We start from the raw sequence: 12,560 nt of genomic DNA on the forward strand, positions 1-12,560 counted from the left end.
TCGTTGTCCAAGAAACGGGAGGCAGTTCACACACGACCCGGGGGCTTTCCATATAGTCGTTTTAGGCGTCAGAGCCTTCCGCGGTGCCGGTCGCCTCCGCAACCTTCTGCGCACGAATACGCGGCTCCTTACCCTGCACCTTCACCTCCAGGAACTCGCCCACATGGCGAATCTCCATGGCACTCACGCCGTGACCCGCACCGGCGTACAGCACCTTAATGCCGTCGGTGTACTTGCGGATCCAGTCGTAGGTGTAGTTCACCATCTCCTGCGGGATGACGGGGTCTTCCTGATCGCGGCCAAAGAACACCGGCAGTTCGGTCTTCTTCAGCTCCTCGTCCTTGAAGTACGGCGAATCCGAGTCCACGGCGTAGCCGGACAGCCCCACTACGGCGGCGAACTCGCCGGGGGCGTGACGCACCATCGAAGTTGCGATACCCATACCCTGCGAGAAGCCCAGCAGGGTCACCGAAGCATACGGTTCACGGTTCGCGCGCACCCACTCCAGCACGTAGTCGCTCGCCTGCTCAATAGCGCGCTGGTCGGATTCGAGCTGCTGGTTCAGCGGGTACCACTGGTAGCCGATAGCGTCTGCGGCAATGTAGGCGCCGCTCGAGTCCGCGGAGAACTGGGTGCCAACCGGCTGCGGTGCACGCATGGAGGCGTAGGTGAAGCCCTCCTGCGGAAGGTGCGCCGCCAGAGACAGCAAATCGTGCTCCTGGGAGCCGTAGCCGTGCAGCATGAGCACCAGGTGGGTGCCTGCACGTTCGTTCTCGGGGCGGGTGTATTCGACGACGTATTTGTTTTCGCTCATGCACCCATCTTAGCGAGGACTCCCCCACAAACCTGCACCGCAGGTTCCGCCGCTAGCTTGACCCTCACCTAACGTGAGGTTTTAGAGTGAAACCATGGACGCGAACATAACACCACCTGACGGGCAGCACGAATACACCGTGGGAGAAGCGGCATCACTACACGGGCTCACAGTCCGCACGCTTCACCACTGGGAGCAGCGGGGCTTACTCAACCCGGCACATGATGAGTTCAACGGGTACCGGTACTACACCGATACAGACCTTGAACGAATCACCGTCATCATGGGATACCGCGCCATCGGCATGAGCCTTGACGCTATTCGCAACATACTGCAGGATCGGGCGAACAGCACCGAGCATCTGCTCGCTCAACGAGATATGCTTCAACGCAAAATCGCCGCGTACGGTCGCATGCTTGAAACCATCGAACGTCTTTTGGAGGACACTATGACACCTAAAAATGAGCAGCTCACCGCTGCCGAAAAAGCAGAGATTATGGGTGAAGGGTTCAGCCTCGCCCACCAGCAGGAAGCGCAGGAACGTTACGTGAATACTGACGACTGGGCTGAATACCAGCGCCGCACTGCAACGATGAACCGTGCCGACTGGCAGAACGGCAAACAGCAGGTTGAGGAGGTGGAGCAGGCCCTCGTCGAGGCGTTCAACCGCGGCGTGAAGCCGGGCAGTGAGGAGGCGAACGCGCTCGCCGAGCGGCACCGCGCCTCCCTGTTCTTCTTCGAGGTCACCCCCGCCAAGCACGCTATTCTGGCCCGCGGCTACGTTGAGGATGCCCGTTTCAAGGCGCACTACGAGAAGCTTGCGACCGGGCTCGCGGAATGGTTGCGGGAGGTCATCTACGAGAATGCTCGTGCCCACGGTATTGACCCGGAAAAAGCGGCTTGGGGTTAAACCTACGGGCTGAAAATACCCAGTAGCTAGGGGTGAGTAGCCGAGCATGCCAGCTGAGCACAGAAAAACGCCCGGTATTCCCAACGTTGGGAATACCGGGCGTTTATACGCGTCTGCAGAAGACTAGTTACCTAGCGGGTGCTGTCGAGGTGACGGCGGTGCTCCTGAATACGGCGATCCAGGTGCTCAAGGTTCTGCTGCAACCCCACAATCTCATCCTCAATCTTCTGACGGGCACGCTCCATCACATCAATGGATAGGGCGTGGTCGTCCGGATTGCTCAAAATCGTGCGAATGTCGGCAAGACTCATGCCGGCCTGACGGCAGGTAGCAATAAACCGTGCTGCGGAGATAGACTCCTCATCAAAAATACGGGTTCCGTGAGCATCACGGGGCACCGCAATGAGCCCCTCTTTTTCGTAATATCGCAGGGCGTGGGTGCTCACCCCCAACTGCTCCGCTACCTCTTGAATACTTACCACAGCGTTAATGCTATGGGGTTAGAGCTGGTCTAAAGCAAACCGAGAACCTTTACCTTCCGGTGCAACAGGAGGTTACTTCGCGATATCTCGCGGAGGTTTCGCAAAACACCCGAAAAACCGGAAAATATTCCCTGACTTGGCATAACACTCTTCATAAAGATAGAAAAAATGCCGGACACTCGCATCATACGAACGCCCGACATTTTATTACATAACCCTATGGGTGAAGGTTAATTCACGGTGGGCGGAAGGACAGTTGAGAATACCCAGTCATTCCCTCACAATCCCACACCCACTGTTTGGATAAAACAACATTCAGCAGGATGCGTGAAACGCCTTCGGGCGCCGGTCGAGTTAGCGATTAACAGCGCCGTACAGACGAGTCATCGATTCCAAAGCTTCACGTTCACGCTGCGCCTCACTCGGGGCGGCGGATTCATCTTCAACGCCGAGGGCGCGCGCCAGAATCTTCTCCACCTGCTTCGCCTCAATCAAGAAGCCGTCATGGCCGTGGTTCGACTCGATAATGTCCACGGGCACCGGGGTGGGAAGCGCCTCCGCCAGGCGGTGCGACTCGTGCGGGAAGAACAGACGGTCCGTGTTCACCGCCGCAATCGTCCACTCGCAATCGGTGTGCGCCAGCGCCTGCGCCAGGGTGCCGCGGCCACGCGCCACGTCGTGCGAAATCAGTGCCTCGTTCACTGCCAGGTAGCTGTTTGGGTCAAAGCGCTCAACCAGCTTGGCGCCGTGGTGGTCCAGGTAGCTTTCGATAGCGTAGCGGCCACGAGGCTCGCCCAGAGAACCGCCCACGGTGCTTTCGCCGCGGTTCTCCTCGCGGCCGAAGCGGTGCTCCAGCTCGGCGGGGCTACGGTAGGTGGTGTGCGCGATACGGCGTGCCAGGGCAAGACCGGTTACCGGCGCGGGGCCGTTGTAGTAGTCGCCGCCGGCAAAGTTCGCGTCGGAGCGAATCGCCAGGTTCTGCGTGTGCGCCCAGGAAATCTGCTCGGCGGTGGCCGAAGGACCGGAGGCGATGACCGCGCATCCGCGCACCAGTTCGGGGTTGGTTGCGGCCCATTCTACGGCGCGTGCGCCCCCGAGGGAACCGCCGATGACGTAGCGGAAGCTCGTGATGCCCAGGGCCCGGGCCAGACGCGCCTCAGCACGCACCGAGTCGCGGATGGTGACGAGCGGGAATCGGGATCCCCAGTGCTCGCCGGCGCCCGGGTAGCCTTCGGGAATGATGCTGGCCGGACCGGTCGAACCGTAGCAGCCGCCCAAAATATTGGGGGCAATCACGAAGTAACGGTTGGTGTCCACGACCGAGCCGGGGCCGACGACGCCTTCCCACCAGCCGTCCGATTCGATAGCGCGAATCAGCGGGGCGGGCATGTCCGGGGTGGGCACGCCGCGGGAGACATGCGTGTCACCGGTGAGTGCGTGCAGGATGAGGATGGCGTTATCGCCGGTCTCGTTGAGGGTACCCCAGGTTTCGTAACCGATGGTCACCTGCGGCAGAGTCACGCCGGACTCGAGCTCCAGGTCGCCGATGTTCAGCTGACGCAGATAGCCTTGCGCTTCGGGGTGCTCGGTGCGGGTGCCCGCCACGGGGATGGGTGCGGTGACAGGCTGGCTGGTAGTGCCGGACTGGCTAGTGCTCTGGGTGGTCATGGGGTTCCCTTCACTGGGTTGGTCGGCGAGGTGGTGCCGGGTGTGAGCGGGGTACTCGTCTGTGGGTAGAAGAAGCAACAGGTTGGGCGGCAGCAACGCCGCACAGTTACAACATGCTCCGTAACGGGGAATCCGCAGGTGGACCGAAAAGCCGTAGCTTGCCGGTCCACCTGCGGGTTGCATCACCGTTTAGGAGAGGGTGTCGAAGCCCAGCTGCAGGTCGGCGAGAATGTCGTCGATGTTCTCGATACCGACTGCCAGGCGGACGAAGTTCGGGTACACGCCAATCTTCTCCAGTTCCTCAGCGGAAAGCTGGGAGTGGGTGGTGGAGGCGGGGTGAATCACGAGCGAGCGTACGTCACCGATGTTCGCCACGTTGGAGTGCAGCTTCAGGGCGTCCACGAAGTCGCGGGTCTCCTCCAGGGTTGCGTCCTTGAGGGTGAAGCCGAGCACCGCACCGGGGCCCTTGGGCAGGTACTTCTGTGCACGCTCGTACCAGGGGGAGGATTCCACGCCAGCCCAGATAACCTTGTCGACCTGCGGGTTTGCTTCGAGCCAGCGGGCGACCTTGGTGGCGTTCTCAATGTGGCGTTCGATGCGCAGGGAGAGAGTCTCCAGACCGATGCCGATGTTGAAGGCGTTGGTCGGGGAGATTGCGGCGCCGGTGTCACGCAGCAGGGAGACGCGCGCCTTCAGGATGTAGGAGAGGTTCGCGCCGAACGCGGAGTCCTTACCCAAATCGCGTGCGTAGACCAGGCCGTGGTAGCCGGGGGCGGGCTGGTTGAACTTGGGGAACTTCTCGGGGTCTGCACCGTAGTCGAAGTTACCGGAGTCAACGATCACGCCGCCGATGGAGGTGCCGTGGCCGCCCAGGTACTTGGTGGCGGAGTGGACGACTACGTCTGCGCCGTGCTCGATGGGGCGCAGCAGGTACGGGGTGGGTACGGTGTTGTCCACGATCAGGGGTACGCCGTTTTCGTGCGCGATCTTGGCGATGGGCTCAATGTCGAGCACGTCGTTGCGGGGGTTGGGCACGGACTCGCCGTAGAAGAGCTTGGTGTTGGGGCGGACTGCGGCGCGCCATGCGTCCAGGTCGTCCGGGTCCTCAACAAAGGTGGTTTCAATGCCCAGGTCGGCGAGGGTGTACTTGAGCAGGTTGTAGGTGCCGCCGTACACGGAGGGCGAAGCAACAACGTGGTCGCCTGCACCGGCAATGTTCAGGATTGCGTAGGTAATAGCTGCCTGACCGGATGCCAGCAGCAGCGCGCCTACGCCGCCTTCCAGGGAAGCGATACGGTTTTCGATGACTTCCTGGGTGGGGTTGTTGAGGCGAGTGTAAATGGGGCCCAGCTCGGCGAGGGCGAAACGGTTCGCTGCCTGCTCGGCGCTGTCAAAGACGAAGGAAGTGGTCTGGTAGATAGGTAGTGCCCGAGCTCCCGTTGCGGCATCCGGCGCCTGACCTGCGTGGATCTGGCGGGTTTCGAACTTCCAACCGGCGGGGTTGGCGGGAGTCGGGACGGTAGTGTTGTTGCTCATGCGTGGCTCCTATTGGGGATTCTTAAGGGGCCGCATGCCGACGGTACAGGAATCGTCGTCGAATAATCCTGTCACGATTGATGTACCGGTTTCGGTCACATCGGTCCCGCGCTTGCGTCACGCTTGTGCGTGCCGCCCGGTCTTCACCCAGGGCACCCCACCGCGGAGGAGGGTTGCCGGCCAGCTAGCTGGGGCTTATCGCTGGCGCTCTTGACCTGTTATTTAGAGTGTCATAGGGCACGGGGCGGGGTCAAGGATTTTGTGGGTGCGCGGTACTTTAAGACATTTCATTGCAAAGATGACGTTTTTTAACGTCTGTCATAAAACGCGAACGACGGTGCCGGGGCAATCCGAGGACGAGGCAATCGAGATGCGGAGGCGGACACCCACCATCCACACAGTAACCCCCATCACTTTTATCTACGGTTTTTCGGTACACTGAAATGACACATACACTCACGCAGGGTACAACTCGCTACGGCTCGCTACGCCGTTTATCCTGCTCAGCATCCCTCCGGTATAGGGGCCAGAGGGTCATACCCGAAGGTTACCTACCATGTCTCTTGTTCTTGATGCGGCGCAGCTCAGCCGCGTCTTTGGCAAAGGTGAAAACGCTTTTACCGCCGTCGACCGGGTGTCGCTTCGCGTTAGTTCCGGTGAGATTCATGCCCTCCTCGGCCCCAACGGTGCGGGCAAAACCACCACCGTGCAGATGTGCTCGACCCTGCTCACTCCTACCGGCGGTATCCTCACCGTGAACGGTGTGGATGCTATCGCTCACCCGCAGCGGGCTCGCCGCCACGTGGGCCTCGCGTTGGGCGGGGAGAACGGCTTCTACCCGCGCGCCAGTGCCCGCGACAATCTGCTGTTCTTCGCCGATGTTGCGGGGGTTTCCGGGCGGACCCGACGACACGAGGTGGAGCATGCCCTAGCCCGTGTGGAACTCACCGATGCGGCAACGCAGCCTGTCCAGGAGTTTTCCCGCGGCATGAAGCAGCGCCTACATATTGCCCGCGCCCTGCTCGGCTCCCCCGCCCTGCTCCTGCTGGATGAGCCGACCAACGGGCTCGACCCCGATATCGCCCTAACCGTGCGAACCCTCATCCGCTCCCTCGCGGAAGACGGCGCCGCCGTTCTGCTGACGAGCCACCTACTCGGCGAAATCGAGGACCTGGCGCACACCATCACCGTGTTAGGCGCCGGTTCCGTCGCCGTGAGCGGCAGCCTCGAAGACATCGCCGCGCACGCCGGCATTGCCGCCACGACCGTGGTACAGGTCGAGGCCACCGCCACCGAGGGCCTTGATACGCTTCGTGGGCTCCTCGGCGATAAGGCTACGGTGCTCTTCGCCCCGCGCGGTTCCGGCTGGGAACTCACCCTCTACTGGCATGGCGAGCGCGCCACGTTCGAGGCGGGCGAGGCGCACCGTATCCTCGCGGAGGGGCTTGCCACCGCACGTATCGGGGCACGGACCGAACCGTACACACGCCCGGCAACCTTGGAAGAGGCATACCTGGCAATGGCGGAGGGGCTCAAGCGATGAACGCTCAGACACGGCGTCCGAAAGACTCCCAGCAACAGAGCCGAGGGGGCGACCTACGGCAGGAGTGCGCCCGTCAGTTGCGGCTCATGGGCTTTAGCCTGCGCCAGTTCCTGACGGTCCCCTACTTCATTCAGCTACTCATCAGTACGGTGCTCGGGTCGGTTATTATTCAGGCTCTTGCGGTGCATGCGGCGGCGCAGAGCTCCGCGGGTCACTCCGTTGACCCGACCCTCGCGTGGACCCGCGCGGGCATTGTGGGCATGTGGTCGGTCTGCATCGTGTCTGCGGGCATCATCAATTTCGAGCGTTTCCGTGGGACCCTCGTGTACCTGTGTTCGGGGTCGATTTCTCCGGTGCGGGTGCTGGCGGCTATCGTTTCGAGCGCATCCATTGTGGGTATGGCGGCTTTGCCCCTGTCGTGGCTCATCTGGGCTCTTGTGACGCTTAACCCGCAGGTCACGGACTTTTCAGCACTCTGGCCGCGCTACGTTCTGGGCGTTCCCCTGCTGTGGCTTGCGTGCCTGTCGGTAACGTTCATGATTGCGGTGTTCTTCGTGGCCACACCGAACGCTATCGCCTACGAGGAGCTGTTGCTCGTGCCGGTTTTTATTCTTTCCGGGGTTCTCTTCACGACCATTGAAGCGCCCGCCTGGCTAGATGCTGTAGGCATGCTCATTCCCCTGCAGGCGCCGGTTCATCTCCTACTTGGGCGTACCACCATCACTACCCCGGCGGATGCGCTCCTGCCCGTTGCGCAGACGCTCGCCGTGAGCCTCGCTTGGGCGTTGTGCGCCTTCCTCTTTGCCCGGAAGGCTCTCGCCTCCGCCCGTCGTCGCGGCACCCTGGGGGCGATGTAGCGTGCGTGTTCTCTCTACTGATTCCCTGCCCGGCGTGGTGCGCCGGGCACTGTCTACCGCCTCTATCGGCTGGTCATCTTCTATTACCTTCGCAACCCTCGGAACGGCCATCACAACCCTGGTGCTCGTACCCGGTCTTAACGTGCTTTTTACGGTGCTTTTGGGCGCCGACCTCGCCGCGAACGATACGGTACGCATCGGCTGCGCGACCGCCCTGATTGCCACCCTCAGCTCGGTGGCCGCCGGCATCGTCGCGCGCGTTGCCACCGACCGGTGGATTGGCGTCTTCGAGTACGTGTGCACGGCACGCCCGGTGGATGCGGGCTACTGGCTGGGTGCGGCGGCGGTGCCCGCGCTGTTGGCATCCGTAACGGGCCTGAGCAACGTGGGCATCGTGTGGTTGCTCTCCCTCACGGCACCCCCTACCGGGGCGGGTTCCGGGCTTCTGCTCGGCGCCATCGCGCTGATGCCGGTTGCGGTTCTGGGCGGGGTCTGCCTGGGCATTTTTGCCGCCGGGCTGGGCCTGTACCTGTCAGATCCGTACACGGGGTCCAATTTTCTGTCCATTATTCTGCCGGTCAGCGCGGGTGTGATCGTTCCGGTGAGCACCTACCCCGCGTGGCTTGCGTGGGTGTGTTCCTGGGCTCCCGGCTCCCGGCTGGTGCAGGCTCTAGATACCTCTGGCGGTATTGCAAGCGGCGCCGCACCGGATCTGTTCGCGCTCCTGGCGGCGGACACAGCCCTGGCGGGACTCCACGCCGCGGCGGGGTTGGGGCTTACGTTCCTCGCCGCCCGCCGCATCCGTGCCGGCGCCCGCGCCTCGCTGCTATAAGGCGCGTACCCGAGATAAAAAGAACGAACCTTTTAAACGCCCTCTCCCCCGGCGCGCTATCCAGGCATGACAACCAACCGGGCGCCGAAACCACGAAAGACTATTCCTGTGACCGTTACTCCCGCTTCATACACCTTAGAGGCCCTCGGCTTCGACCCCTCCTGGCAGGGTTCAGCAATTCGCGCCGCGTTCACCCTCGACGGCACCCTTGATGATTTCACCCTCGCCCGCGTCAGCGCCGTGCACCGCACCCGCTGCGAGCTGCTGACCTGCGAGCGGGGCGAGCTCGTGAAGCTCTCCGCTCCCCTGCGTCCGGTCGAGAACGACTACGGCGAAGAGGAATACCCCGTCGTGGGCGACTGGGTGCTCGCCCAGCCCATCCCCGGAACCGGCGGTGAAACCCAGCCCGCAGAGCATAAGCCCCTCGCGATTCTGCCCCGGCGAAGCTACCTCACCCGCCCCAGCGCCACCCGAGAATCCGCGGATCAGCCCGTCGCCGCCAACGTGGATATGCTCTGCATCGTTGAGCCGTGCTTCCCCGAGCCGTCCATCGGGCGCATTGAACGCTACACCGCCCTGGCGCACGCTTCCGGGGTGCAGGTCGCGCTGATTCTCACCAAGGGTGACCTGGTGACGGCCGAACAGCTCGCCGGCTACGAGGAATCCCTCGCGGGCGGCGTGGATGCGGTGCTCGCCGTCTGCACGGACAACGGCTACGACCCCGCTCCAGTGGCGGAGCTCGTCGCCGGACGCACCGCCGCGTTCCTGGGCCGTAGCGGTGCCGGTAAATCAACCCTGGTCAACGCCCTGCTCAACCCCGGAGCCGACCCCCGCGAGGCCAGCTCAGAAAACCGGGTGCAAGCGACCTCCGCGGTTCGCGGCACTGACGGCAAGGGGCGCCACACCACCACCAGCCGCCAAATGATTGTTCTGCCCGGTGCTGGATACTTCGGTGCTGGAGAATCCGGCGCAGAAGGCTCCGGCACAGAATCCTCAGCTGGCACAGTGCTGATTGACACCCCGGGCGTGCGAGCCCTCGCCGCCACGAGCGATAGCGCTGCCATTGACGAAACCTTCGACGACGTCTCCAGCTACGCCGCCGCCTGCCGGTACAGCGACTGCTCCCACGGCTCCGAACCCGGATGCGCGGTGCAGCAGGCGCTCGCCGACAGCTCCCTCGACCCCGAACGTTTTGAACGCTACCGCAGGATGATGGCAGAATCTGCACGCCTGCGCCTACGCTCTCAAGAGCGCGAGTACCGGCAGAGCAACCGCGCCTTCACGAAGGCGAACAAGGCGGGCCGCCGCACCCTCATGTCCATTAAGGGCCGCGCCAACTAGCCGATAAACGCGCACGCCCCGGCGAGGCTAGGCGGGGCTTCCACCAGCTGAGCCGGGCAATCCTGTACGGGCGGCAATATAGTAGCCTGCCTCACTCTTCGATACACTAGAACTAGGCGTGCCCACAGTCCCCCGCACCCCGTCCCCTCGGCGGTAGAAGAGGCGGGCGCAGACGGCACACACCATTCACAAACCCATAACTCATTGAAAGAGGTGGCAGCATGGCTGAACAGAACCTCACCCCGCCCGTACCGAAGAAGGTCGAGCACCGCCGCGAACACCACGGCGACGTCTTCATCGACCACTACGAATGGCTCCGCGACAAGGAAAGCGAAGAGGTCCTCAACTACCTCAAGGCAGAAGCCGAATACACCGAAGCTGTCACCGCAGACCAGCAGCCCCTCCGCGAGTCCATCTTCAACGAGATTAAGAACCGCACCCTGCTGTCGGATCTGACCGTCCCGAACCGTATCGGTGACTGGTGGTACTACAGCCGTATGGTGCCCGGCGGCCAGTACCCCGTCTTCTACCGCTACCCCGCCCTGCACGAGGGCGACGAGGTGGTGCGCTACACCCCGCCGACCGTCACCCCCGGCGAGGTGCTTGAGGGCGAGGTCGTCATCCTCGACTGCAACGAATACGCCAAGGACATGGAGTTCTTCTCCCTCGGTAGCTTCCAGCCGGCACGTAACGGCAAGCTGCTGAGCATCTCCGTGGATGAGAAGGGCGACGAACGCTACGAGCAGCGCTTCCTCAACATGGAAACCGGCACCTTCCTCGAAGACACCATCCCCAACATTGCGGCGGGCTCCTTCTTCATCAACCACGCCGAACAGCTCATCTACCTCGTGCCCGACGAGTCGTGGCGCCCCTGGCGTGTCTACGTGCACGACGTCGGGCAGGGCACCGAAGACCACCTGATCTACGAGGAACCGGACAACACCATGTGGCTCGGCGCCGCCATGAGCTCCGACCGTTCCTCCGTAGTCATCACCAGCTCCAACTCCGAGTACACGGAAGTGCGCCTCATCCCCACCCGCGAACCCAAGGGCGAGCCGACCCTGCTCATCCCCAAGAGCGCGGGCATCGAATACTATGCCGAGCCGCTCAACATTGCCGGCGAGCAGCACCTGCTGATTCAGCACGACTACAATGCGTTGAACTCCGAGCTGGTCCTCGCAGATATGCCGCGCGAGGGCGAAAGCCTCGAAGAGTACGCGCAGCGTTGGGTGCCGGTCATCCGCCACAGCGAACACGTGCGCCTGGAGGGCTTCACCTTCACCGCAACGCACCTGGTTGTTACCGCCCGCGCGGACACGACCACCCGCATCTTCCTTGCACCGCGTGAGCAGCTGCCCATCCAGTGGCGCCGCCGCCGCCCCGCCGGTGTGACCTTCATGGAACCTGCCGGCTTCGACGAGGAACTGTACACCGCCTCCGTGCTGCGTGCGGAGAACTACTCCCCCGTGCTGCGTATCGCCTACACCTCGTACCTGACGCCGCGCCGCGTCTACGACTACTTCCCCATGTCGCAGACCCTGCTGCTGCGCCGTGAAACCCCGGTACTCGGCGGCTACAACCGTGAGGACTACCGCGCATACCGCGACTGGGCACCGGCGGCGGACGGCACGCTCATCCCGATCTCGGTGATTCACCGCGCCGACCTGGACATGAGCAAGCCGCACCCGGTCATCCAGTACGGTTACGGCTCGTACGAGTCATCCATGGACCCGATGTTCTCCATCCCGATGCTGTCGATCCTGGACCGCGGCGTCATCTACGTCATTGCGCATATTCGCGGCGGCGGCGAGATGGGCCGCTCCTGGTACCAGAACGGCAAGAAGCTCGCGAAGAAGAACACCTTCACCGACTTCGTGGACGTCACCAGCTACATTGCGGCTAAGCCGTGGGCTGATGAGGCGCGTATCGGCTGCTACGGCGGTAGCGCCGGCGGCCTGCTCATGGGCGCCGTCGTGAACCTCGCCCCCGAAAAGTACGCCGCCTGCCTGGCTGCCGTACCGTTCGTGGATGCGCTGACCACCATCCTCGACCCGGAGCTGCCGCTGTCGGCGATGGAGTGGGAAGAGTGGGGCAACCCGATTGAGGACCCGGAAGTGTACGCCTACATGAAGTCGTACACCCCGTACGAGAACATCCGCCCGGTCCGCTACCCGGCAATTGCTGCGGTGACGAGCCTGCACGATACGCGCGTGCTCTACGTGGAGCCTGCGAAGTGGGTTGCGGCGCTGCGTGAGCAGATTGACCCGTCCTCGCCGGTGCCGCTGCTGAAGATTGATATGTCGGGCGGTCACGGTGGTGGTTCGGGCCGGTACACGCGTTGGCGTGAAATCGCCTGGGATTACGCGTTCCTGCTGACTAACCTCGGCGTTACTGAGTAGGCTATAACCAAGCAAGCCACGCGTTAAAAAGAACGCTCCGTCTGTATCTAAGTGATACGGACGGAGCGTTCTTCGTTTAAATACGTTGCGTTACTGGAGGGACAGTGTTCGTCCTCATTTCTCCCCTCACTAAGCAGGGGCGGGGCGCCGCATATTTCCTCCGCGCCTACGCAGGGGC

General features: G+C 62.8%; 10 protein-coding genes and 1 riboswitch. Of the genes, 6 read left to right on the plus strand and 4 right to left on the minus strand.

All coding sequences use genetic code 11. The features are described 5' to 3' along the window. Window positions 1–61: 61 nt before the first annotated feature. Window positions 62–814 (minus strand): alpha/beta hydrolase, encoded by a 753-nt coding sequence (locus HMPREF3055_RS06240; RefSeq protein ID WP_049338867.1) that lies wholly within the window; start codon window positions 812–814, stop codon window positions 62–64. A gap of 94 nt (window positions 815–908) precedes the next feature. Here HMPREF3055_RS06240 and HMPREF3055_RS06245 point away from each other — a divergent pair, with 94 nt between their 5' ends. Further along, window positions 909–1,724 carry a MerR family transcriptional regulator gene (locus tag HMPREF3055_RS06245; RefSeq protein WP_070738586.1) on the plus strand — a complete coding sequence of 272 codons (816 nt, stop codon included), beginning with the start codon at window positions 909–911 and terminating at the stop codon, window positions 1,722–1,724. A 131-nt stretch (window positions 1,725–1,855) separates the two neighbouring features. Here the strand turns inward: HMPREF3055_RS06245 and HMPREF3055_RS06250 are convergent, their stop codons facing one another. The 3 genes from HMPREF3055_RS06250 to HMPREF3055_RS06260 all read right to left on the minus strand — a co-directional run bounded on the left by HMPREF3055_RS06250 (window position 1,856) and on the right by HMPREF3055_RS06260 (window position 5,410). Then, window positions 1,856–2,206 carry a MerR family transcriptional regulator gene (locus HMPREF3055_RS06250; RefSeq protein ID WP_049355077.1) on the minus strand — a complete coding sequence of 117 codons (351 nt, stop codon included), beginning with the start codon at window positions 2,204–2,206 and terminating at the stop codon, window positions 1,856–1,858. Window positions 2,207–2,560: 354 nt separating this feature from the next. Beyond that, complete coding sequence (locus HMPREF3055_RS06255) at window positions 2,561–3,874, minus strand: homoserine O-acetyltransferase MetX (RefSeq protein ID WP_210399386.1); 1,314 nt, start codon at window positions 3,872–3,874, stop codon at window positions 2,561–2,563. Between the two features lie 189 nt (window positions 3,875–4,063). After that, a complete protein-coding gene (locus HMPREF3055_RS06260) occupies window positions 4,064–5,410 on the minus strand; it encodes a bifunctional o-acetylhomoserine/o-acetylserine sulfhydrylase (RefSeq protein ID WP_070634113.1) in 1,347 nt (448 codons plus the stop codon). 103 nt (window positions 5,411–5,513) lie between these two features. Next, a riboswitch (SAM riboswitch) is annotated at window positions 5,514–5,626 on the minus strand. Between the two features lie 340 nt (window positions 5,627–5,966). On the opposite strand from HMPREF3055_RS06260, the gene HMPREF3055_RS06265 reads away from it, so the two are divergent. The 5 genes from HMPREF3055_RS06265 to HMPREF3055_RS06285 all read left to right on the plus strand — a co-directional run bounded on the left by HMPREF3055_RS06265 (window position 5,967) and on the right by HMPREF3055_RS06285 (window position 12,382). Beyond that, on the plus strand, window positions 5,967–6,953 hold the full coding sequence (locus HMPREF3055_RS06265; RefSeq protein ID WP_070634114.1) for an ABC transporter ATP-binding protein: 987 nt from the start codon (window positions 5,967–5,969) through the stop codon (window positions 6,951–6,953). 86 nt (window positions 6,954–7,039) lie between these two features. Beyond that, entirely contained in the window at window positions 7,040–7,810 is a 771-nt protein-coding gene (locus HMPREF3055_RS06270) for an ABC transporter permease (RefSeq protein ID WP_246824606.1), read from the plus strand. Between the two features lies 1 nt (window position 7,811). Next, window positions 7,812–8,642, plus strand: a complete 831-nt coding sequence (locus HMPREF3055_RS06275; protein ID WP_070738588.1) for an ABC transporter — start codon at window positions 7,812–7,814, stop codon at window positions 8,640–8,642. 108 nt (window positions 8,643–8,750) lie between these two features. Beyond that, window positions 8,751–9,983, plus strand: coding sequence for a ribosome small subunit-dependent GTPase A (gene rsgA / locus HMPREF3055_RS06280; protein ID WP_070738590.1), 1,233 nt, complete (start codon window positions 8,751–8,753; stop codon window positions 9,981–9,983). Window positions 9,984–10,204: 221 nt separating this feature from the next. After that, window positions 10,205–12,382: a S9 family peptidase gene (locus HMPREF3055_RS06285; protein WP_070738592.1), complete on the plus strand. Its 2,178-nt coding sequence runs from the start codon at window positions 10,205–10,207 to the stop codon at window positions 12,380–12,382. The last annotated feature ends 178 nt before the right edge of the window (window positions 12,383–12,560 follow it).

The organism is Rothia sp. HMSC061C12 (genome assembly GCF_001815755.1).
Lineage (GTDB): Bacteria > Actinomycetota > Actinomycetes > Actinomycetales > Micrococcaceae > Rothia > Rothia mucilaginosa.